Below are 20,637 nucleotides of genomic sequence, written 5' to 3' on the forward strand. Positions count from 1 at the left end.
ATGTCCTCCACGCTCATCACCAATGCCCGCATGGTCAACGAAGGCCGCACCTTCGACGGCGACCTGCGCATCGAGAACGGTCGCATCGCGCAGATCGGCAGCGGGCTGACGCCGCGCGACGGCGAACAGGTGGTGGACGCGGCCGGGCGCTGGCTGCTGCCGGGCATGATCGACGACCAGGTGCACTTCCGCGAACCGGGCCTGACCCACAAGGGCGACATCGCCAGTGAATCGGCGGCGGCCGTGGCCGGCGGCCTGACCAGCTTCATGGACATGCCCAACACCAATCCGCCCACGCTGGATTCGACCATCCTGGAAGCGAAGTACGAGCTCGCGCGCGGCCGCGCCTGGGCCAACTATGGCTTCTACCACGGCGCCAGCAATGACAACCTCGACGCGATCCGCGCCCTGGACCCGAAGAAGGCGCCGGGCGTGAAGGTGTTCATGGGCGCGTCCACCGGCAACATGCTGGTGGACAACCCGGAAACGCTGGACGCGATCTTCCGCGAGTGCCCCACTCCGATCATCACGCACTGCGAAGACACGCCGATGATCGATGCCAACCTGAAGGCGTTCCAGGAGAAGTACGGCGAAGCACTGACTCCGGACATGCACCCGGACATCCGTTCGCGCGAGGCCTGCATCAAGTCCACCCGCCTGGCCATGTCGCTGGCCCGCAAGCACGGCACCCGCCTGCACGTGCTGCACATCTCCACCGCCGACGAGCTGGCACTGTTCGAGAAGGGCCCGCTGATCCGCGCCGACGGCAGCCGCAAGCAGATCACCGCCGAAACCTGCGTGCACTTCCTGCACTTCGCGCGCCCGGACTACGCGACGAAGGGCAACCTGATCAAGTGCAACCCGGCGATCAAGGAAGTGTCCGACCGCGAGGCGATCACCGCCGCGCTGGCCGACGACGTGCTGGACGTACTGGCCACCGACCACGCCCCGCACACCTGGGAAGAGAAGCAGAAGCCCTACGCGCAGGCGCCGTCGGGCCTGCCGCTGGTGCAGTACGCGCTGGTGGCCGCGCTGGAGCGCGTGCACGAGGGCAAGCTGACCCGCGAGCAGGTGGTGCAGAAGTTCGCGCATGCGCCGGCCCAGCTGTTCGACGTGGAAGAGCGCGGCTTCCTGCGCGAAGGCTACTTCGCCGACCTGGTGCTGGTGGAAGACGTGCCGTTCACCGTCAAGCGCGAGGACGTGCTGTCCAAGTGTGGCTGGTCGCCGTTTGAAGGCACCACCTTCCGTTCGCGCGTGGCCTCGACCTGGGTCAACGGCCAGCTGGTGTGGGACGGCAGCACGCTGGTCGGCGAACCGGCCGGCCAGCGCATGACCTACGACCGCTGATGCGCGCGGCTCTCCTGACCGGGGCGCTGCTGCTGGCCGCGCCCCTGCTCTGCACATCTTCGGCAAGCGCAGAGGATGCCATCGGCAGCCTGATCGACAGCCGCGTGGTGTTTCCGGCCAGCGCGTCGCAGGGCGCGCTGGTGATCGGCAAGGTCCCGGCCGGCAGCCGCGTGCAGTACGCCGGCCGCCAGCTGCGGGTGAGCAACTATGGCAGCGTGGTGTTCGGCATCGGACGCGACGAAAAGGGCCCGTTGCGCGTGCAGGTGCAGCGCACCGACGGCGGCAGCGAAACGGTGACCATCGCGGTGACGCCGCGCGACTGGCCGACCGAGCGGGTCAACGGCGTGCCGCCGAAGACGGTCAATCCGCCGCCGGCCATTGCCGAGCGGATCAAGCGCGAACAGGCACAGGTAACGGCGGCGCGTGCCCGCGATGACGACCGCACCGACTTCACCCAGACCTTCATCTGGCCGGTGCAGGGCCGCATCAGCGGCCGCTTCGGCAACGCACGCGTGTACAACGGCCAGCCGGGCGCGGGTCACTCCGGCATGGATATCGCGGTGCCGACCGGCACGCCGGTGAAGGCGCCGGCGGCCGGTATCGTCACCTTCGCCGGCCCGGACCTGTACCTGACCGGCGGCACGCTGCTGCTCGACCACGGCTTCGGAGTCAGCTCCAACTTCCTGCACCTGTCGCGCATCGACGTGAAGGTCGGTGACCGTGTGGAACAGGGCCAGGTGATTGCGGCGGTCGGCGCCACCGGCCGTGCCACCGGCCCGCACCTGCACTGGGGCATGAACTGGTTCGACACCCGTATCGACCCATTGCTGGTGCTGGAACGCAAATAACGCGCGCGAATCGGGGATTCATCCACGCATGGCGTGGATCTACCGCAATGCGACTTGGTAGGTGCCGACCTTGGTCGGCACGATCCCGCAGAACGTGCGGACCAAGGTCCGCAGCTACCAGGAGCGATCAACCGCGCGCGGCCCACCACACGCGCAGCAAAGTGCGCATCGGTGTCGCTTCAATCGGCTTGCCCGCGGCCTGCGCGGCCACGCGGGCACGCGCCAGGCTGGACCACACGCGCCGCGGCCGAGGGCCGGGCACGCGGGCGCCCCACCCTTTCAACAGCGACTGCGCCCAGCGCTGCGCAGCACTGCTGGAATCTTCATCCAGCACGCTGCGCGGCACACCGGCCACGCCGGCGTCCTGCAAACGCTGGGCCAGGGTCTGCAGCAGCACCGCACGACCAGCGCCGGTGCGCGGCTTGTCGCTGAACAGCGCCGCTTCCACCGCCGCCACCGCATCGGCGTAGTTGGCCAGCGCGCGCTCGGCGCTGGCGGCATCGAGCGCGACGGTGCGCGCTTCGACCAGATCCGGCAGCGCGTCGGCCAGCTGCGCCCACGGCGCACGCACCGGTTCCAGCAAACGACCCAACGGGTGGCGCGACCGGCGCGCAGCCCAGCTGCGCAGCTCCTCGCCCCACCACGCCAGCTTGGCATCGGCCGGCAGCGGATCGCCGCCGGTGTTGAGCATGTCGTCGAACTCCTGCAGCAGCGCGAACCACGCCACCGCGAGTTCGCGTTGCGATTCGGCCACGAACGGGGCGGCCACCGACCATTCCGGCCAGCGGCTGCGCCACTTGTCGAGGAAACTTTCCAGCGCGGTACTGCTCACTACGGGGTTCCTTACGGCTGGGCCGGGGCTGCCGGCCGGGTCGGCCACAGACTGGCCAGTTGCAGAAGTCCGGCGTTCTCCACCAGCACGTCGGCCTGCCAGGCCAACGGGTCGTCGCTGTGCAGGCGATAGCCCCACAGCGCCGCCACCGAGGGCATGGCTGCGGCCCGTGCGGCGATGATGTCGCGCTCATCGTCGCCCACGTAGACGCAGTCTTCGGCAGCAATGCCGAGGGCCTGCGCAGCGTGCAGCAGCGGCAAGGGGTGCGGCTTGCGTTCGGCCAGGGTATCGCCGCCCACCAGCACCGCACAGCGCTGCTGCCAACCGTACTGCGGCACGATCAAGCGCGCCAGGTACTCCGGCTTGTTGGTGACGATGCCCCACACGGCACCGGCGGCATCGAGAGCCGCGAGCATGTCCGCCACCCCCTCGAACAACACGGCGTGCTGCCCGATCAGGGCTTCGTAGCGCTGCAGGAACTCGGGAATCAGTGCATCACGCGCCGCCGTGTCCAGTTCGGGGAAGGCGGCCGAGACCATGGCACGCGAGCCCTTGGACACCACCGGGCGCAACAGGGCCGGATCGATCGGCGCGCGGCCACGTTCGGCCAGCATCGCATCGCATGTGGCAACGAAATCCGGCGCACTGTCCAGCAGGGTGCCGTCCAGGTCGAACAGCACCGCGCGCGGGAAGCCTGCGCGGCTCACTGCGGCTTGACCGCGTAGGCCAGGTAGTTGATGTCGGTGCGGCTGCTCAGCCGCGCACGGTTGCGCCACGGCTCGTAGGCCATGCCACTGACGTCCACCAGCTGCACATCGGCCTCGCGCAGCCAGCGTGCCAGCTCGGCCGGCTTGATGAATTCCTGGTAGTGGTGGGTGCCCTTGGGCAGCAGTCGCGCCACGTATTCGGCGCCGACAATGGCCACCGCGAAGGCGGCGGCGGTGCGGTTGATGGTGGACAGGAACAGGTGGCCGCCCGGCTTCAGCAGGCGCTTGCAGGCCTCGATGATCGCGCCCGGGTCGGGCACGTGTTCCAGCATCTCCATGCAGGTGACCACATCGAAACTGCCCGGCTGCTCGGCAGCCAGATCCTCGGCGGCCTGCACCCGGTAATCGACCTTGGCACCGCTTTCCAGCGCGTGCAGGCGCGCCACCTTGACCAGTTCCGGGGCCAGGTCGATGGCCGTGACGTCGGCGCCGGCCTGGGCCAGCGCCTCGCTCAGCAGGCCACCACCGCAGCCGATGTCGAGCACGCGTGCACCGCGCAGCGGCACACGGTCGGCCACGTACTGCAGGCGTACCGGGTTCAGCGCATGCAGTGGCTTCTGCGGGCCGTCAGCGTCCCACCAGCGGTTGGCCAGCGCGGCGAACTTGTCCAGCTCGGCCTGATCGAAATTGGAAGAAGCGTGGGGGGCGGTCATGAGAAGTCCTTGCGGCGCCGGGGTTCAGGCGCGGATATGGCGGATGCGCTCGCGCCACTGGCGCGCGTTGGCGATGATGCCCGGCAGGTCCATGCCGACCAGCTCGCGCTGCACCAGCTTCGGCTTGCCGGCGATCCAGACATCGCTGACCTGCTGGCGGCCTGTGGCGTAGACCAGCTGCGACAGCACGTTGTGCAGGGGCTGGGTTTCCAGCGCCGACAGGTCCACGCAGACCAGGTCGGCCTGCTTGCCGACTTCGATCGAGCCGATGCGCTCGCCGAAGCCCAGCGCACGCGCGCCGCCCAGCGTGGAGGCACGCAGCGTGGTGGCCGCGTCCAGTGCGGTGGCATCGTCGGCCACCGCCTTGGCCAGGATCGCCGCGGTGCGGTTCTCGCTGAACATGTCCAGGTCGTTGTTGCTGGCGCAACCGTCGGTGCCGATCGCCAGGTTCACGCCTGCGCGCTGCAGGGCGCAGGCCGGGCAGAAGCCGGACGCCAGCTTCAGGTTCGATTCCGGGCAGTGCACCACGCTGACGCCGCGCTCGGCGCACAAATGGATTTCCGCGTCGGTCAGCTGGGTCATGTGCACCGCGATCAGGCGGTCGTTGACCAGGCCCAGGCGATCCAGACGCGCCAGCGGACGCTGGCCATGCAGCTTGATCGAATCGGTGATCTCCTGCGCGGTTTCATGGGTGTGCAGGTGCACCTGCATGTCCAACTGGTCGGAGAGCATGCGCACGCGCTCGAAATTGGCGTCGTTGACGGTGTACGGCGCATGCGGCGCGAACGCGGTGCCGATCAGCGGGTCGGTGCGCCACTGGTCGTGCAGTTCACCGGCCTTGGCAAAGTACTCGTCGTCGGTCTTGGCCCAGGCGGTGGGGAAATCGATGATGACCGCGCCGACCAGCGCGCGGAAACCGTGCTTCTTGTAGACCGCCGCCTGTACGTCGCCGAAGAAGTAGTTCTCGTTGGCACAGGTGGTGCCACCGCGCAACATTTCGGCGATGGCCAGCGTGGTGCCATCGGCGACGAACTCGGGGCCGATCACCGCCGCTTCCACCGGCCAGATGTGCTGCTGCAGCCAGGTCATCAGCGGCAGGTCGTCGGCGACGCCGCGCAGCAGGGTCATCGGGTTGTGCGTGTGCGCGTTGACCAGGCCCGGCATCAGCGCCGCCTCGGGGCGGCTGACCACCTGTGCGGCGCGGAAACGCGCGCGGGCTTCGGCACGCGGCAGGATGGCGACGATCTCGCTGCCACGCACAGCCACGGCGTGGTCTTCCAGCACCACCGCATGCGGCTCGATCGGAACGACATAACCGGCTTCGATGAGCAGGTCGCAGGCTTCGGGGAGGTGCGGGCTGTCGCTCATGCGGGCTCACTGGCTGTGGGGGCGGCGAGATGCTTCTGGGGGACACGCCCCTGGGTCAGGGGCTGCCGCGAAGCGGCGGGGTCTGGAGACTCGTGAAGCGGGGCCCATGATCTGCCGAAGCAGATCATGGGAGCGCCAGCGCGAATGCGATGGCGCGTACCCGAGCATGGCTCGGCTCTACAGGTAATCCGGCTGCGCCGGATTACTTGACGCGTGCGGAGTATTCGCCCGAACGGGTGTCGACCTTGACGATCTCGTCCTGGTTGACGAACAGCGGCACGCGGACCACAGCGCCGGTTTCCAGGGTGGCCGGCTTGCCGCCGCCGCCCGAGGTGTCACCACGGACGCCCGGATCGGTCTCGGTGATCTTCAGTTCGACGAAGTTCGGCGGCTGCACGAAGATCGGCGAACCGTTGAACAGGGTGACGATGCAGGACTCTTCGCCCTTCAGCCACTTCTCGGCACCGCCCATGCCGGCCTTGTCGGCCTGCACCTGCTCGAAGGTTTCCGGGTCCATGAAATGCCAGTACTCGCCGTCGCTGTACATGTAGTTCATGTTGGTGTCGACCACGTCGGCCACTTCCACGTCATCGGTGGCCTTCATGGTCATTTCCACGGTGCGGCCCGACTTGATGAAGCGATAGCGCACGCGCGTGAAGGCCTGGCCCTTGCCCGGCTTGATGAACTCGGTCTCGGAGATGACGGCCGGTTCATTGTTCACCAGGATCTTCATCCCGTTCTTGACATCGTTCATGCCCGCAGTGGCCATGTTCAAGCTCCTCAAATGGCGAAACCGCCGCGCGTGCGGCGAGCCGGATAGAATGGAAAGCCCACCGAAGGCCGGTGGGCGACAGTTTTTCTGCCCCCATGATAACCGCAGGCCCCCTCCCCATGCAGCTTTCCGCCTTCCCCCGGCCCCAGTCGCCAGGCGCGCCCGCACGCTGGCAGCAGCTCTGGCGCCAGGCGCTGCGCGAGCCGCAGACCCTGCTGGCCCGGCTGGAGCTGGACCCGGCTGCGCTGGGCGTCTCGGAAGCGGCCATGGCCCAGTTCGCGCTGCGCGTGCCCGAAGGCTTCGTGGCCCGCATGCGCAGGGGCGACCCGGCCGACCCGCTGCTGCGCCAGGTGCTGCCGATCGACGCGGAAATGCGCCCCGCACCGGGGTTCAGCTTCGATGCGGTGGGCGATGGCGCAGCCAAGAAGGCCACCGGGGTCATCCAGAAGTACCGCGGGCGGGCCCTGCTGGTGGCCACCGGCAGCTGCGCGATCAATTGCCGTTACTGCTTCCGCCGCCACTTCGACTATGGCGCCGAGAACGCCGCCAAGGGCGGCTGGCAGGAGGCGGTGGCGGCCATCGCAGCCGACCCGGACATCGACGAAGTGATCCTGTCCGGCGGCGATCCCCTGTCGCTGGCCACGCACAAGCTGGTTGAGCTGACCGACGCGCTGCGAGCGATTCCGCACCTGCGCCGGTTGCGCATCCACACCCGCCTGCCGATCGTGCTGCCCGAGCGCGTGGACGAGGAGCTGCTGGTCTGGCTAGGCAGCCTGCCGTGGCCGCTGGCGATCGTGGTCCATGCCAACCACGCCAATGAATTCGACGCCAGCGTGGACACTGCGATGGCACGCCTGCGCGGCACCGGCGCACAGCTGCTCAACCAGGCGGTGTTGCTGCGCGGGGTCAATGACAGCGTGCAGGCGCTGCAGGACCTGAGCGAGCGCAGCTTTGCCGCCGGCGTGCTGCCCTACTACCTGCACCAGCTGGACCGGGTCGAGGGCGTGGCCCATTTCGAGGTGGACGACACCCAGGCCAAGGCGCTGATCGCCGGCCTGACCGCACGCCTGTCCGGCTATCTGGTTCCCAAGCTGGTGCGCGAACTGCCGGGCGACCCGAGCAAGCGCCCGGTGTAAGGGCACGGCCGGGGTCAGATCCCTTTTCCTGCGGAAAAGGGATCTGACCCCGGCACAAGACCCCGGTAGGTCCCCGCCGTGCGTGGATGGGGTGTCAGAGCCCCGATTCGATCATCCGCACCACTTCGGTGGCGGTCACCGGGTGGCTCAACCAGTAGCCCTGGCCGAGATCGCAGCCGCGCTGGGCGAGAAGTTCGAACTGCGCCTGCTGCTCGATGCCTTCGGCCACCACCGTGATCCCCAGCGCATGGGCCATGGCGATGATCGCCGTAGTCAAGGCCAGATCGTCCGGGTCGCGCTGCATGTCGGCGACGAAACTCTTGTCGATCTTGACTCCGTCCACGGGCACCTGGCGCAGGTGGCTCAGGCCGGAGAATCCGGTACCGAAGTCGTCCAGCCAGACTTTCACGCCGGTGCGGTGCAGCTTGTCCAGCAGCTGCGCAGCGACCATTTCATCGCCGATCACGGCGGTTTCGGTCAGCTCCAGATGCAGGCGCGAAGCCGGCAGCCCGGACTCGTGCAGGCACTGCGCCACCAGTGCCGGCAACTCCCCTCCGCGCAGCTGGCGGGGCGAGACGTTGACCGAGACGAACAGGTCATCACCGCCTGCCCCACGCGGCCACTGCGAGGCTTCCATGCAGGCCGCGCGCAGCACCTTCGGGCCGATGATCTCGATCAATCCGCTCTGCTCGGCCACTTCGATGAACACCGACGGCGGAATCGTTCCCAGGGTCGGATGCTGCCAGCGCAGCAGCACTTCCACGCCGACCATGCGGCGATCACGCATGCGGAAGATCGGCTGGTAGGCCAGCCGCAGCTCGCCGCGCTCCCATGCGCCACGCAGCTCCTGCTCCATGTGCACGCGGCGTTCTACCGCGTGATCCATCGCACGGCTGTAGTAGCGATAGCAGTTCTTGCCAGCCATCTTCGCCTGGTACATCGCGATATCGCCGTTCTTCAGCAGCGTGGTCGCATCGGCCGCGTCATCGGGAAACAGGGTCACGCCGATGGAGGTGCCCAGGAACAGCTCCCTGCCCTGCACCACCAATGGCTTGCCCAACTCGCGCACCAGCACTTCGGCCAGCAGCCGTGCGTTGGCGGCCACGTCACCGTCGCCCACCAGGATCACGAACTCGTCGCCACCGAACCGCGCCAGCAGGGCCTCATCCCCACCAGCCTCGGTGACGGCGCGGCCGATGCGCTGCGCGAACTGCAGCAGCGCCTCGTCGCCAGCCTCGTGGCCGAGCGTGTCATTGACCCGCTTGAAATCATCGATGTCGGCAAACAGCAGGCCCAGCCGATGGTTGGAGGCACGCGCGGCCATCAGGCGATGGTCCAGTGCCTCCCGGAACGCCAGCCGGTTGGTCAGCCCGGTCAGGGCATCGGTATAGGCCATGTGCCGCACTTCGCGGTCGTGGCGGGCAATCGCATCGCGCATGCGGGCAAACCCGCGCACCAGCTCGCCGACTTCATCATCGCGGGTGTTCTCGGCCAGCGGTGCCTGGTAGTCACCGGCTTCGATGCGCCGCGCGGCGGCAGCCAGGTCACGGATCGGCGCGACCAGGGTGCGCTGCACGTACAGGATCACCACCACGCCGATCACCACCAGCAGGCCCAGCATCAGCAGCAGCCAGCCCAGGTGGCGGCTGCCGACCTGCTGCAGGCGTTCGCCCAGGGTGGCATTGGCGGCCTGTTCGCGCTGCTGCACTTCATCGAGCGCCATGCCGACGCGGACCCCACCGATGCGCTGGCTGCCGACCATGATCGGCATGGTGTTGTCGAGCACCTTCGGCGATTCCTGCACCACCAGCGCCCGCGCTGCAGCCGCCTTGGGCGCCAGCGGATCGGCCATCGGCTGGCCGAACCCGGAAACCTCCACCGAACCGTCATGCACCAGCCGGCCGCGCTCGTCGAACACCAGCACGTAGCGCACCACCGGCTGCCGCGCGGTGCTGCGCACCAGCGCGCCGACCTGGTCCAGGTCACGGTAATACAGCGGGTTGGCCAGCGCGTCGGACAGCTCGCGCGCCACCGCTTCTCCACGGCTGCGCACGCTGCGGTCGAACAATTCATGGATGACGCCCCCGCTGAGGGTACGCACCTCGCTCTGCATCGCCGCCTGGCGTCCCAGCAGCACGGCCAGAATCGCCACCACCACGACCATCGCCCCGCCCATCGCGAGCAGGAACCTGGCCTGCATTCCCGAGCCGAGCCACTTCATTCCACTTCCATCCGCACGCGCGTCAATCCTTGTTTCAATTCATCCAACCGCTGCTGCGCATGCGCATCGACGCGGTGGAACCCAGAAGTGCCGAAAAACCGATGCAACGCCCCCTGCGCCCGTGGGTCGCTGGCCGCCTGCAGCAGCACCTGCTGCAGACGATCACGCACCTGCGGATCGAGGTCGGCGCGCACCATCTCCACCGCCCGCGGGTAGGGCTCGGTACGCCGCAGTTCGCGGAAATCGCGCCGGAATGCCGCCGGCACCCGCCGCTCGTCGTCCCAGTCCACACTGCTCACCGCCCCCGCTTCGACCAGCCCCTTGTGCACGAACGTAGCGATGTTCAATTCGCTGCGCGCAAACACATACCCAACGCTGTTGCGCCCCGGCGTGTCCCATTCCCCGGCCAGGATCTGCGGCGACAACCCTTCCTGCAGCAGGGTCATCACCGGCACCAGGTAGGCACTGGTGGACGCGGTGTTCTGCAACGCCAGACGATGGCCGCGCAGATCCTCCATGTTCTGGATCGGACTGTCGCGGCGGACGAAGAACACCGTCTGATACTGGCGCACGCCATTGCGTTCGGTCAGCAGCAACGGTCGTGCACCGCTGCGCTGGCCCAGCGCCATGGCCGTGCCGGACGTTTCCGTGACCCAGTCCACCCGCCCCCGCCGTAGATAGCTGGCCATCTGCTGCGGATCGCGCGCCATCAGGATCCTCCCCTCCCTGATGCCGACGTCGTGCATATGCGCCACCACATAGTCCAGCAACGGCTGCAGCTGCTCGTAGTGGGCCTTGGGATCATCACTGATCCGGCCCAGCACCAGCACCGGATCCGGTGCCGCATGCAGCGACCCGGCCAGCAGGAACATGGCCAGGCCCAGCAGTCCCCTCTGCACTGCCTTTCGCAGACCCGACACAGGTTTCATCCCCCCAGGGTATCCGGACAGACTACCCGAAAAAATGAGACCGTCGTCAGTCGTCCCTGCTGCCGGCACGGGCCAGCCGGGCCATGCGCTGGGTATCGGCCAGGATGCCGCGCAGCAGGCGCACTTCCTGCTCGCTCGGCTGATTGCGCAGGAACAAGCGGCGCAGCTTGCGCATCGCCGACTCCGGGGCACGCCCCTTGTGGAAATCGATCTCGTCCAGGGTGTCGCCCAGCTGGGCAAAGAAACTCTCCATCTGTTCGTGGCTGGCCGGCTGCTCGCGGAAGCCCGGCTCGGTCTCCGCCACCGGCTGCGCGCCGAGCAGCTGCATGCGCGTTTCATAGGCCAGCACCTGCACGGCAGCGGCCAGGTTGAGCGAACTGAACGCCGGATCGGACGGGATGTGCACCGCGGCATGGCACAGCTGCAGCTCTTCGTTGGTCAGCCCGGTCCGTTCGCGACCGAACACCAGCGCCACCTCGGCGCCTTCGCCGGCCCGGGCCACCGCGCGGGCGGCGGCGTCGGCCGGCAGGTACTCCTCCAGCTGCACGCGACGGGCGCGGGCGGTGCAGCCCAGCACCAGGGTGCAGTCGGCCACGGCTTCGGCCAGGGTGGCGACCACCGGGGCATCCCCGAGCACATCCTCAGCGCCAGCCGAACGCCGGAAGGCCTCCTCATCCAGCGGCTTTTCGGGGGCAACCAGCACCAGGCGGGCCAGTCCCATGGTTTTCAGGGCGCGGGCGGCAGCCCCCATGTTGCCGGGGTGCTGGGTGCCAACCAGGACGAAACGGAGGCGGGTGGCGGCAGGAAACTGGGACATGAACAGGGAAAAGGTCGAGCTGGACGATGACCAATGGTAAACTGTGCGGCCGGCCACTGCGCCGGACCCGCTCTTTTCCCCCGCCAGTCCATCTCTTCTGCCTTTCCGGGAGCCCACGCCATGCAGAAACCCGCCGTCACCGTCATGGTCAAGGCCGCCCGCCTCGCCGGCAACGTCCTGTTGCGCAACATCAACAAGCTCGAGGCGCTCAATGTGGTGCAGAAGGGCCGGATGGACTACGCCAGCGAAGTGGATGCGGATGCGGAAAAGGTCATCGTCAAGGAACTCAAGCGCGCCTACCCGGACTACGGCATCTTCGGTGAAGAAGGCGGCGTGCAGGGCGAGCGTCGCCAGATGTGGGTCATCGACCCGCTGGATGGCACCAGCAACTACCTGCGCGGCGTGCCGCACTACTGCGTGTCGATCGCGCTGGTGGAGAACGGCGAGCCGACCGATGCGGTGATCTTCGACCCGCTGCGCAATGAACTGTTCACCGCCAGCCGCGGTGCCGGCGCGGTGCTGAACGACCGCCGCATCCGCGTGGCCGACCGCAAGGACCTGGACGGCACCATGATCCACACCGGCTTCGCCCCGCGCGAGCGCAACCGTGCCAGCGCCCAGCTGAAGGCGGTCGACGCCCTGCTGGTGCACGGCGAAGACATCCGCCGCACCGGTTCGGCCGCACTGGACCTGGCCTACGTGGCCTGTGGCCGCGCTGACGCCTACTTCGAAGCCGGCGTGAAGGCGTGGGACATCGCTGCCGGCCTGCTGCTGGTGCGCGAAGCCGGCGGCAAGGTCTGCGATTTCAAGGGCGCCACCCTGGGCCGCATGGACAACCGCGGTCCGGAGACCCACCAGATCGTGGCCGGCAACCTGAAGGTGGCCGAGTCGCTGCAGAAGGTGCTGGTGAACACCGGTTACGCCGCCGAGTTCGACGCGAAGTTCTGAGCTTCCGCGTAAAGCGGTTCACGGAATGGCACCTGCGAAGGTGCCGTTTTCGTTTGCGCGCCCGGAGATTCGTTTCCGCGACTGCGGAGGGGTGTCACTTTCTTTGCGCGCAAAGAAAGTAACCAAAGAAACGCTCCGCCGGCCGCGAGCCGACGCTACGCGCCGGTACCCTGCGCTTCTCGGCGAATCAGGGGGCGGCGCCGAACTCGCTTCGCTCAAACATCGGCGCCTCTTCGCCCCTGATTCCCCTGCGATGCTCGGCTCGCTCAAGGCGGACTGGAAGGTCAAGAGCAAGAGCAAGAGCAAGAGCAAGAGCATCCACGAGTAGCATGGATCAACCGGGTACCGCTGTGGCGTTTGACCTTGGGTCCGCCTTGAGCGAGCCGAGCACCGCAGGTCCGGCGAGGGCGAAGAGGTGCGGGTGTCTGAGCGCAGCGAGTTCCCGCACCGTCCCTCGACGGGCCGAGGAGCGCAGGGTACCGATGCGCAGCATCGGCTCGCGTCCTGGCGGCGTGTTTCTTTGGTTACTTTCTTTGCACGAGCAAAGAAAGTGACACCCCTCCGCAGGCGCGAAAACGATCCGCCGGGCGCGACCCGGCATCAGCAATGCATTCCCGCAAACAAAAACGCCCGGCGCGAGGCCGGGCGTTCCTGCACTACCTTGAAAGCCGAGGCTTACGCCACCGTCGAAGCACGCAGCGCAGCGATGCGCTCTTCCAGCGGCGGATGGCTCATGAACAGCTTCTTCGCGGTCGAGCCGGCAATACCGAACGCGGCGATCTGCGTCGGCAGGGTGCTCTGGCCGTGGTTCAGCTGCAGGCGCTCCAGCGCGGCGATCATCTTCTGGCGGCCCGCCAGCGAGGCACCACCGGCGTCGGCGCGGAACTCGCGGTGGCGCGAGAACCACATCGAGATCATCGTGGCGAACAGGCCGAACACCATCTCCAGCACGAACACGATGATGAAGTAGGCAAAGCCACGGCCACCGCCTTCGCGGTTGCCCGACAGCGCGCTGTCGATGATGCCGCCGACCACGCGGGCCAGTACGATCACGAAGGTGTTCAGCACGCCCTGCAGCAGTGCCATGGTGATCATGTCACCGTTGGCAACGTGAGCGATCTCGTGGCCCAGCACTGCTTCGGCTTCGTCTTCGCTCATGTTGTGCAGCAGGCCGGTGGACACCGCCACCAGCGCGTTGTTGCGGTTGGCGCCGGTGGCAAAGGCATTGATCTCCGGGCCTTCATACACCGCCACTTCCGGCATGCCGATGCCGGCCGCCTTGGCCTGGCGCTCGACGGTGGCCAGCAGCCAGCGCTCGGTCTGGTTGCGCGGCTCGGTGATCACCACCGCGCCGGTGGAACGCTTGGCCATCCACTTGGACAGCAGCAGCGAGATGAAGGAACCACCAAAGCCGAAGATGCCGGCCATGACCAGCAGGCCGCTCATCGAACGGGAGTCCACGCCCAGGATGGACATCACGATGCCGGCGAGAATCAGCACCGCAAGGTTGGTGGCCAGGAACAGGGCAATGCGGGTAAACATGGGAGAATCCGGCTCTAAAAGGGTCGATATCGACCAATTTGCGGTGCAGTCAGCTTGAATTCAAGCGCCAACCTGACCGACGATTCAGCCAGCATGACCTCACCCACTCCCTGCGGCCGCTTCGCGCCCTCGCCGACCGGCCTGCTCCACCCTGGTTCCCTGCTCGCCGCCTTCGGCAGCTGGCTGCTGGCCCGCCATCACGGCGGCCTGTGGCGACTGCGCATCGAGGATGTCGACCCGCCACGCACCGTGCCCGGCGCGGCCGAGTCGCAGCTGCAGGCGCTGGCCGCGTTCGGGCTGGCCCATGATGGCCCGATTCTCTGGCAGAGCACCCGCGGGCTGGCCTACCAGGCCGCCCTGGATGTGCTGCTGGCCAGCGACCTCGCCTTCGTCTGCCACTGCAGCCGCAGCGACCTGGCCGCCAGTGGCGGCATCCACCACCGCTGCGTCGCACGGCAGCCGCGACCGGATCCTGCCGTCCGCTTCCGCGTGCTGTCCGGCAGCGTCGTGCACTTCGTCGATGGCCTGCGCGGGCCGCAACAGCAGGATGTACACGCCGAGGTCGGCGACTTCGTGCTGCGCCGCGCCGATGGCTGCTGGGCCTACCAGCTGGCGGTGGTGGTCGATGACGCCGCACAGGGCGTGACCGAAGTGGTGCGCGGCGCCGACCTGCTCGATTCCACCGCGCGGCAGATCCTGCTGCAGCAGGCGTTGGGCCTGGCCGTGCCACGCTACTGGCATCTGCCGCTGCTGCTGGATGCGCCGGGTCACAAACTGTCCAAGTCGCTGGCCGCGCTGCCAGTGGACACCCGGCACCCGCTGCCGGTGCTGCGCCAGCTCTGGCAGCTGCTCGGTCAGGCGCCCGCCGCGCTGGATGCGGCCCAGGACCTGGACGCGCTGCTGGCCCGCGCGCAACAGGCCTTCGACCCGGCACGGTTGCCGCGCGCCGACATCCTGTTGCCGCCCGGCGCACTTTCCGCGCCGATGTTGCAGAATCCCCCTTCCCCCACCTGATATCCGGACAGCACTCCATGACATCTCGCGTCGCACTGGTCACCGGCGGAACCGGCGGCATCGGTACCGCCATCTGCCAACGCCTGGCCGACCAGGGCCACCGGGTCGCCACCAACTACCGCGACGAAGCCAAGGCACGCGCCTGGCAGCAGGCCATGACCGAGCGTGGCTATCGCGTGGCGATCTTCCCGGGCGATGTCTCCGATCCGGACAGCGCCGAAGCGCTGGTGCGCGCGGTGGAAGCCGAGCTCGGCCCGGTCGAGATCCTGGTCAACAACGCCGGCATCACCCGCGACACCACCTTCCACCGCATGCGCGCCGACCAGTGGCACGATGTGATCAACACCAATCTCAACTCGGTGTTCAATGTCACCCGCCCGGTGATTGAAGGCATGCGTCGCCGCGGCTGGGGCCGGGTCATCCAGATCAGCTCGATCAACGGCCTGAAGGGCCAGTACGGCCAGGCCAACTACGCAGCGGCCAAGGCCGGCATGCACGGCTTCACCATCTCGCTGGCCCGCGAGAACGCCGGCTTCGGCATCACCGTCAACACCATTTCGCCCGGCTACGTGGCGACGGACATGGTGATGGCCGTGCCCGAAGAGGTGCGCGCCAAGATCATCGCCGACATCCCCACCGGGCGGCTGGGCAAGCCGGAGGAGATTGCCTACGGGGTGTCCTTCCTGGTGGCCGACGAGGCCTCGTGGATCACCGGCAGCAACCTGGACATCAACGGCGGCCACCACATGGGCTGGTAAGCCGCGCAGGGGCCTGATGCGGCGTACGCCGGCGGCCCCTGCCGATGGTCATGCTGCGCAACACGCAAACCCTTGTTGCGCAACATGATCGCCCCTGAAAGCCAAGCCTGGCGGGGGCTGAGGCGGTTGCAACCGCTGCTGCACTGCGCCATGCTGCGCATCTACTGTGACGAGTGACCGCTTCAATGGCTGCGACCCGCATCATCAAGAAGTATCCGAACCGCCGTCTCTACGACACTGAGATTTCCAGCTACATCACCATCGAGGACGTGCGCCAGCTGATCCTGGACGGTGAAGACTTCGAAGTCCGCGACGCCAAGAGCGGCGACGACCTCACCCGTTCGGTCCTGCTGCAGATCATCGCCGACCAGGAACAGGACGGCGAACCGATGCTCTCCACCCAGCTGCTCAGCCAATTGATCCGTTTCTATGGCGATTCGCTGCAGGGCTTCATGGGCAATTACCTGGAGCGCAGCATGCAGGTCTTCCTCGACCAGCAGCAGCAGTTCCGCCAGCAGATGGGCAACCTGCTGGGGCAGACCCCGTGGGCGATGATGAACCAGCTGACCGAACGCAATCTGGAATTGTGGCAGGAATTCCAGCGCAGCATGGGCACCGGTTTCGGCGGCCCGCGCCCGGGCGGCACCGGAACGGGTACCGGCACCGGTACCGGCAACAAGCCGAACGAACCGGGAACCGGCACCGGCGGCAAGACCCGCCGCTGAGCCACGGTCCGGGCCGGAACGAAAACGGCGCGCCCCTGGCGCGCCGTTCTGTTTTGTGGCTCAGCGGCGAGGCGTCAACGTTTCGCCTTGCACCCGGTGCACACGCGCTCGACCTTGTAGCCTTTGGTCTTCAGCTTCTCGACCACGCCGTCGCTGCCCAGCAGGTGCAGCGTGCCCACCACCACCAGCGTGCCGCCCTGCCCGGCCTGCAGGTACGGCACCAGCCTGGGCACCCAAGCGTCGTTGCGCCCGGTGTTGATGCGCTGATACAGCTGCGGATACTGCTGGCGCATTTCCGCCGCCATCTTCGTCCACAGCAGGCGCTCATCACCGCGGCGCCACGCATCGTGCAGCTGGCGTGCCTGCTCGTCAGCCTTGCCGGCCTGGTCCAGTGCCTCGGCCAGCATCTGCCGCTGCTCCTGCAGCGTCATGCCATCGAGCGTGCCGATCTGCGTGTCGATGTCCTCCAGCCCTGCGGTCTTGCGGCCGGTCTTCTGCGCGCGCTCCATGAAATACCGGTCCAGGCCCAGCGCCGGGTCCAGCCCCAGCTTCTGCATCTGGCCCACTGAAATGCTCAGGCCGACAAACCACGGCTTCATGCCCTGCATCTGTGCCAGCGGCAGCTGGTTCTCGGCGGCAAAGGCCTGCAGCTTCTGCCAGGTCGCGGCATCGAGATCGCGCTTGAGCTCGCTGCCATCGGTGCGGGTCGCGGCCTGCACCATGCGGCTGACCAGCTGCGGCGACTGCATGTCTTCCGGTGACAACTCGAACACCACCCGCTGCGAGGCCTCGAACGCCTGCTCGACATCGGCCGACAACGGATAGTCCTGCGGCTTCAGCAGATGGAACGACCCCAGCAGGTACAGGCGCGCATCGCCAGGGCCGGTGACTTTCCACAGCAGCGGCACCGGCGGCTTGGCGGCAGCTGCGGTTCCGGCAGGGGTGGACGGGGTGTCACGGGCCGGGGCCAGCGGCGCGATTGCGCAGGCCGCCAGCAACAAGGTGGCGCGGAACAGGTGTCTGATCGGCATGGTCAGCCTTCTCCTTCAGGCAGGTGGTAGGCCTTCTCGCCCGCTTCCACGCGCAGGTCGAGCCGGTTTTCCGGCGGCGCCAGCGGACAGGTCGCGTAGGCGGTGAACGCGCATGGCGGGTTGTAGGCGTGGTTGAAATCGATACGCACCGTACCGTCGGCTGCGGGCGCGTCGGTATCCAGGTAACGACCGGCCGGATAACTGCCGCGGCCGCTGGTGCGGTCAGCAAAGATCAGGAACAGCGGTTGGCCGGGCGCGCCGATCGCCTCCAGGCGCCAGCGGCGGCCATCACGCTCGAATTCGACGGCGCCGGCATTGGGCATCTGCGTGGTCAAGCCGGTGATGTCGACGATGGGCAGGGTCTTGCCCGCCGGATGCGCGATGAAGCGCGCCTGCACCTGCCAGTCAGCGCCACCGGGCCAGTACTGCAGGCCGGCGAAATCGCGGCGCGCAGGTGCGTCGGCATGCTTCACCCGCAGTGCATCGCGCGGACCACGGCGGATGATGCTGAGCTGGCCCTTGCCGCCATCGAAGGCGAGCAGGGTCGGCTGCGGATCCTTGTCGGTGTCAACCCGGATGCGTCCGCGCACCGGTTGCCCGTCATGGCTGACCTCGGCGCCCGCTTCCGGCGTGAACCACCACTGGCTGCCTTCCCGGCGCAACAGACCCAGCTTGTCCGGACCCACCGCCAGGCGGATGCCATTGGTGGCCCCGCTACCGACGAAGTGCGATTTGTTCTGCAGCCAATGCAGCCCCACCAGCGCTGTCCAGCCATCGGCCCGGGTCAGGTCCTGATAGCGCGCCACGCGCCACTGCTGCTGCGCGGCGGCAAACGCCGGATCCTCCATCGCCGCCGGTGCCGGTGGTGTCGCCGGGCTGCAGGCGGCCAACATCCAGGCGACCAGCAGGCCACTCATTGCCCAGTTACGCATCGATGCTCCCCTCAACGTCCGCGCAGGAACCAGCGGTCGATCTCCGCCAGCGAAAAACGGGCCCAGGTCGGTCGGCCGTGGTTGCACTGGCCGGACCGCTGGGTGATTTCCATGTCGCGCAGCAGCGCGTTCATTTCCGGCACGGTCAGGCGCCGGTTGGCGCGCACTGCGCCGTGGCAGGCCATCGTCGACAGCAGTTCGTCGCGCGCGCTGGCCACGCGCCGGCTCTGGCCATGTTCGCGCAGATCGGTCAGTACATCGCGCAGCAACCCTTCCGGCTCGGCATGGGCCAGCAGTGCCGGAAGGCTGCGTACGTGCAGCGCCCCCGGGCCGGCACGGGTCACTTCGAAGCCCAGTGCGGCCAGCGTTTCGGCTTCACTCTCCGCGGTGTCGGCCTCGCGTTCGCCCACCGCCAGCGTGATCGGCACCAGCAACGGCTGCGACTGCAGGCCGATGCCATCGTGCGCATTCTTCAGGCGCTCATAGCCGATGCGCTCGTGCGCGGCATGCATGTCGACCACGATCAGGCCTTCGGCGTTCTCGGCCAGGATGTAGATGCCGTGCAGCTGCGCGATCGCATAGCCGAGCGGCGGTACGCCGGCGTCTGCACGGGTGACCGGCAGGCCGTTCTCGGTCGGCATCGGCGGCAGCGGCGCGGCGCGCTCGGCACCGGCCGGCGTGGCGTACAGCGCCGCATAGGCCGCTGGCGCATCGGCCACCTGCAGCCCCAACGGTTGCTGCGGGCGCCAGCCGGAGAAGCCTCCACTGCTGCCGCCCGAACCGGCACCGGGCGCAGGCCCGCGGACCAGGCCGAAGCCGGATGCGCCCACGCTCGAGGCCATCGGTGCCGCTGCGGTGTCGGCCGGGTGCGCAGCGCCTGCACCGATCTCCTGTGCCGACACACCGGCACGGGTCTCGGCCAGCGCATCCTTCAGGGTGCGGTAGACGAAATCGTGCACCAGCCGCGAATCGCGGAAACGCACCTCATGCTTGGCCGGGTGCACATTGACGTCGACGCGGGTCGGGTCCAGCTCCAGGAAAAGCACGTAGGCCGGCTGGCGGCCGTGGTACAGCACATCGCCGTACGCCATCTTCACCGCATGGGCAACGCTGCGATCACGCACCGAGCGGCCGTTGACGTACAGATACTGCTGATCGGCACTGGCGCGCGAATAGTGCGGTTGCGCGATCCAGCCGTGCAGGCGCAGGCCGGCACCGCTGTGGTCCACGCGCACGGCCTGGTTGGCGAAGTCCTCGCCCAGCGTCTCGGCCAGCCGCGCATCGGAATACAGATCACCCGGCTTGTAACGACGCGAGGCCTTGCCGTTGTGCGACACGCGCAGCTCGACGTCCGGTCGCGCCAGTGCCAATGACCGCAGCCATTCTTCGATATGACCCAGCTCGGTGCGTTCGGCGCGCAGGAACTTGCGACGCGCCGGCACGTTGTAGAACAGCTCGCGCACTTCCACCGTGGTACCCGGCGCATGCGCGCGCGGGGTGACCTCACCGATCTTGCCGCCTTCGATCTGCAGCGCCGAGCCGTGTTCGTCATGCGCGCGGCGCGAGGCCAGGGTGAAGCGGCTGACCGAAGCGATCGACGGCAGCGCTTCACCGCGGAACCCCAGTGTCGCCACCGATTCCAGATCGTCCAGGTCGGCAATCTTGCTGGTGGCGTGGCGCGATACCGCCAGCGGCAACTGCTCCGGTGCGATGCCACTGCCATTGTCACGGATGCGGATCAGGCGCACACCGCCCTCTTCCAGATCGATGTCGACGCGGCTGGCACCGGCATCGATCGCATTCTCGACCAGTTCCTTGACCACCGACGCAGGACGCTCGACCACTTCGCCAGCGGCGATCTGGTTGATCAGGATTTCCGGCAACGGCCGGATCGGACGCGGGCCGGGCGCGCTCATGGGAGAGGATGGGCAGCAGACTTCATGGGTCGATGATAGCGGAGCCACACGCCCGCCGGGCATGGCCCGGCGCTACCCGGC

At 67.8% G+C, this 20,637-nt stretch carries 20 protein-coding genes; 8 read left to right on the forward strand and 12 right to left on the reverse strand.

Annotation, left to right across the window (positions count from 1 at the left end):
• Both AC5YGJ_RS07690 and AC5YGJ_RS07695 read left to right on the forward strand, forming a co-directional pair.
• Complete coding sequence (locus tag AC5YGJ_RS07690; protein WP_409460265.1) at positions 1-1,347, forward strand: dihydroorotase; 1,347 nt, start codon at positions 1-3, stop codon at positions 1,345-1,347.
• Positions 1,347-2,195 (forward strand): M23 family metallopeptidase, encoded by an 849-nt coding sequence (locus tag AC5YGJ_RS07695; protein ID WP_496186205.1) that lies wholly within the window; start codon positions 1,347-1,349, stop codon positions 2,193-2,195. Before AC5YGJ_RS07690 ends, AC5YGJ_RS07695 begins: the two co-directional genes overlap by 1 nt.
• 127 nt (positions 2,196-2,322) lie before the next feature.
• Here AC5YGJ_RS07695 and AC5YGJ_RS07700 read toward each other — a convergent pair whose 3' ends face one another.
• The 5 genes from AC5YGJ_RS07700 to efp all read right to left on the reverse strand — a co-directional run bounded on the left by AC5YGJ_RS07700 (position 2,323) and on the right by efp (position 6,584).
• Positions 2,323-3,027 (reverse strand): isoprenoid biosynthesis enzyme family protein, encoded by a 705-nt coding sequence (locus AC5YGJ_RS07700; RefSeq protein WP_249843453.1) that lies wholly within the window; start codon positions 3,025-3,027, stop codon positions 2,323-2,325.
• Positions 3,028-3,038: 11 nt separating this feature from the next.
• Positions 3,039-3,734: a phosphoglycolate phosphatase gene (locus tag AC5YGJ_RS07705; protein ID WP_249843452.1), complete on the reverse strand. Its 696-nt coding sequence runs from the start codon at positions 3,732-3,734 to the stop codon at positions 3,039-3,041.
• Entirely contained in the window at positions 3,731-4,447 is a 717-nt protein-coding gene (gene ubiG / locus AC5YGJ_RS07710) for a bifunctional 2-polyprenyl-6-hydroxyphenol methylase/3-demethylubiquinol 3-O-methyltransferase UbiG (RefSeq protein WP_107230997.1), read from the reverse strand. The genes AC5YGJ_RS07705 and ubiG overlap by 4 nt, the downstream gene beginning before the upstream one ends.
• A 24-nt stretch (positions 4,448-4,471) precedes the next feature.
• The gene (locus AC5YGJ_RS07715) at positions 4,472-5,815 is read right to left on the reverse strand and encodes a TRZ/ATZ family hydrolase (protein WP_099551878.1); all 1,344 of its coding nucleotides are present in this window, start codon (positions 5,813-5,815) and stop codon (positions 4,472-4,474) included.
• Positions 5,816-6,017: 202 nt separating this feature from the next.
• Positions 6,018-6,584 (reverse strand): elongation factor P, encoded by a 567-nt coding sequence (gene efp / locus AC5YGJ_RS07720; RefSeq protein WP_107230998.1) that lies wholly within the window; start codon positions 6,582-6,584, stop codon positions 6,018-6,020.
• 98 nt (positions 6,585-6,682) lie between these two features.
• Here efp and epmB point away from each other — a divergent pair, with 98 nt between their 5' ends.
• A complete protein-coding gene (gene epmB, locus AC5YGJ_RS07725) occupies positions 6,683-7,723 on the forward strand; it encodes an EF-P beta-lysylation protein EpmB (protein ID WP_496186206.1) in 1,041 nt (346 codons plus the stop codon).
• A gap of 94 nt (positions 7,724-7,817) precedes the next feature.
• Here the strand turns inward: epmB and AC5YGJ_RS07730 are convergent, their stop codons facing one another.
• The 3 genes from AC5YGJ_RS07730 to AC5YGJ_RS07740 all read right to left on the reverse strand — a co-directional run bounded on the left by AC5YGJ_RS07730 (position 7,818) and on the right by AC5YGJ_RS07740 (position 11,690).
• Positions 7,818-9,944, reverse strand: coding sequence for a putative bifunctional diguanylate cyclase/phosphodiesterase (locus tag AC5YGJ_RS07730; protein WP_107231000.1), 2,127 nt, complete (start codon positions 9,942-9,944; stop codon positions 7,818-7,820).
• Positions 9,941-10,816 (reverse strand): phosphate/phosphite/phosphonate ABC transporter substrate-binding protein, encoded by an 876-nt coding sequence (locus tag AC5YGJ_RS07735; protein ID WP_496186307.1) that lies wholly within the window; start codon positions 10,814-10,816, stop codon positions 9,941-9,943. Before AC5YGJ_RS07735 ends, AC5YGJ_RS07730 begins: the two co-directional genes overlap by 4 nt.
• 103 nt (positions 10,817-10,919) lie before the next feature.
• A complete protein-coding gene (locus tag AC5YGJ_RS07740; protein WP_249843449.1) occupies positions 10,920-11,690 on the reverse strand; it encodes an RNA methyltransferase in 771 nt (256 codons plus the stop codon).
• 120 nt (positions 11,691-11,810) lie between these two features.
• Here AC5YGJ_RS07740 and AC5YGJ_RS07745 point away from each other — a divergent pair, with 120 nt between their 5' ends.
• Together AC5YGJ_RS07745 and AC5YGJ_RS07750 are read left to right on the forward strand one after the other, a co-directional pair.
• The gene (locus AC5YGJ_RS07745; protein ID WP_107231003.1) at positions 11,811-12,638 is read left to right on the forward strand and encodes an inositol monophosphatase family protein; all 828 of its coding nucleotides are present in this window, start codon (positions 11,811-11,813) and stop codon (positions 12,636-12,638) included.
• A gap of 25 nt (positions 12,639-12,663) precedes the next feature.
• Entirely contained in the window at positions 12,664-12,966 is a 303-nt protein-coding gene (locus AC5YGJ_RS07750; protein ID WP_496186207.1) for a hypothetical protein, read from the forward strand.
• 347 nt (positions 12,967-13,313) lie between these two features.
• Here the strand turns inward: AC5YGJ_RS07750 and htpX are convergent, their stop codons facing one another.
• Positions 13,314-14,180, reverse strand: coding sequence for a protease HtpX (htpX, locus tag AC5YGJ_RS07755; RefSeq protein ID WP_057495513.1), 867 nt, complete (start codon positions 14,178-14,180; stop codon positions 13,314-13,316).
• 93 nt (positions 14,181-14,273) lie between these two features.
• Between htpX and gluQRS the strand changes: the two genes are divergently transcribed.
• The 3 genes from gluQRS to phaR all read left to right on the forward strand — a co-directional run bounded on the left by gluQRS (position 14,274) and on the right by phaR (position 16,677).
• Entirely contained in the window at positions 14,274-15,194 is a 921-nt protein-coding gene (gluQRS, locus tag AC5YGJ_RS07760) for a tRNA glutamyl-Q(34) synthetase GluQRS (RefSeq protein ID WP_496186208.1), read from the forward strand.
• 17 nt (positions 15,195-15,211) lie between these two features.
• Positions 15,212-15,952, forward strand: a complete 741-nt coding sequence (gene phbB / locus AC5YGJ_RS07765) for an acetoacetyl-CoA reductase (protein WP_249843447.1) — start codon at positions 15,212-15,214, stop codon at positions 15,950-15,952.
• A gap of 185 nt (positions 15,953-16,137) precedes the next feature.
• On the forward strand, positions 16,138-16,677 hold the full coding sequence (gene phaR / locus AC5YGJ_RS07770; RefSeq protein ID WP_107231006.1) for a polyhydroxyalkanoate synthesis repressor PhaR: 540 nt from the start codon (positions 16,138-16,140) through the stop codon (positions 16,675-16,677).
• Between the two features lie 74 nt (positions 16,678-16,751).
• Here phaR and AC5YGJ_RS07775 read toward each other — a convergent pair whose 3' ends face one another.
• The 3 genes from AC5YGJ_RS07775 to mutL are packed head-to-tail and all read right to left on the reverse strand — an operon-like array spanning position 16,752 to position 20,556.
• On the reverse strand, positions 16,752-17,708 hold the full coding sequence (locus tag AC5YGJ_RS07775; protein ID WP_496186209.1) for a TraB/GumN family protein: 957 nt from the start codon (positions 17,706-17,708) through the stop codon (positions 16,752-16,754).
• 2 nt (positions 17,709-17,710) lie between these two features.
• The gene (locus tag AC5YGJ_RS07780) at positions 17,711-18,640 is read right to left on the reverse strand and encodes a DUF1684 domain-containing protein (protein ID WP_496186210.1); all 930 of its coding nucleotides are present in this window, start codon (positions 18,638-18,640) and stop codon (positions 17,711-17,713) included.
• Between the two features lie 11 nt (positions 18,641-18,651).
• Positions 18,652-20,556, reverse strand: a complete 1,905-nt coding sequence (mutL, locus tag AC5YGJ_RS07785) for a DNA mismatch repair endonuclease MutL (protein WP_496186211.1) — start codon at positions 20,554-20,556, stop codon at positions 18,652-18,654.
• Positions 20,557-20,637: the final 81 nt, after the last annotated feature.

It is taken from the genome of Stenotrophomonas sp. CS3K5, from assembly GCF_059515225.1.

Coding starts and splice junctions, on each gene's coding strand:
- efp (WP_107230998.1), bottom strand. CDS start 6,584: ATGGCCACTGCGGGCATGAACGATGTCAAGAACGGGATGAAGATCCTG.
- AC5YGJ_RS07740 (WP_249843449.1), bottom strand. CDS start 11,690: ATGTCCCAGTTTCCTGCCGCCACCCGCCTCCGTTTCGTCCTGGTTGGC.
- AC5YGJ_RS07780 (WP_496186210.1), bottom strand. CDS start 18,640: ATGCGTAACTGGGCAATGAGTGGCCTGCTGGTCGCCTGGATGTTGGCC.
- AC5YGJ_RS07750 (WP_496186207.1), top strand. CDS start 12,664: ATGGCACCTGCGAAGGTGCCGTTTTCGTTTGCGCGCCCGGAGATTCGT.
- AC5YGJ_RS07735 (WP_496186307.1), bottom strand. CDS start 10,816: ATGTTCCTGCTGGCCGGGTCGCTGCATGCGGCACCGGATCCGGTGCTG.
- epmB (WP_496186206.1), top strand. CDS start 6,683: ATGATAACCGCAGGCCCCCTCCCCATGCAGCTTTCCGCCTTCCCCCGG.
- AC5YGJ_RS07775 (WP_496186209.1), bottom strand. CDS start 17,708: ATGCCGATCAGACACCTGTTCCGCGCCACCTTGTTGCTGGCGGCCTGC.
- htpX (WP_057495513.1), bottom strand. CDS start 14,180: ATGTTTACCCGCATTGCCCTGTTCCTGGCCACCAACCTTGCGGTGCTG.
- AC5YGJ_RS07745 (WP_107231003.1), top strand. CDS start 11,811: ATGCAGAAACCCGCCGTCACCGTCATGGTCAAGGCCGCCCGCCTCGCC.
- ubiG (WP_107230997.1), bottom strand. CDS start 4,447: ATGACCGCCCCCCACGCTTCTTCCAATTTCGATCAGGCCGAGCTGGAC.
- gluQRS (WP_496186208.1), top strand. CDS start 14,274: ATGACCTCACCCACTCCCTGCGGCCGCTTCGCGCCCTCGCCGACCGGC.
- phbB (WP_249843447.1), top strand. CDS start 15,212: ATGACATCTCGCGTCGCACTGGTCACCGGCGGAACCGGCGGCATCGGT.
- phaR (WP_107231006.1), top strand. CDS start 16,138: ATGGCTGCGACCCGCATCATCAAGAAGTATCCGAACCGCCGTCTCTAC.
- AC5YGJ_RS07695 (WP_496186205.1), top strand. CDS start 1,347: ATGCGCGCGGCTCTCCTGACCGGGGCGCTGCTGCTGGCCGCGCCCCTG.
- AC5YGJ_RS07730 (WP_107231000.1), bottom strand. CDS start 9,944: ATGAAGTGGCTCGGCTCGGGAATGCAGGCCAGGTTCCTGCTCGCGATG.
- AC5YGJ_RS07715 (WP_099551878.1), bottom strand. CDS start 5,815: ATGAGCGACAGCCCGCACCTCCCCGAAGCCTGCGACCTGCTCATCGAA.
- mutL (WP_496186211.1), bottom strand. CDS start 20,556: ATGAGCGCGCCCGGCCCGCGTCCGATCCGGCCGTTGCCGGAAATCCTG.
- AC5YGJ_RS07690 (WP_409460265.1), top strand. CDS start 1: ATGTCCTCCACGCTCATCACCAATGCCCGCATGGTCAACGAAGGCCGC.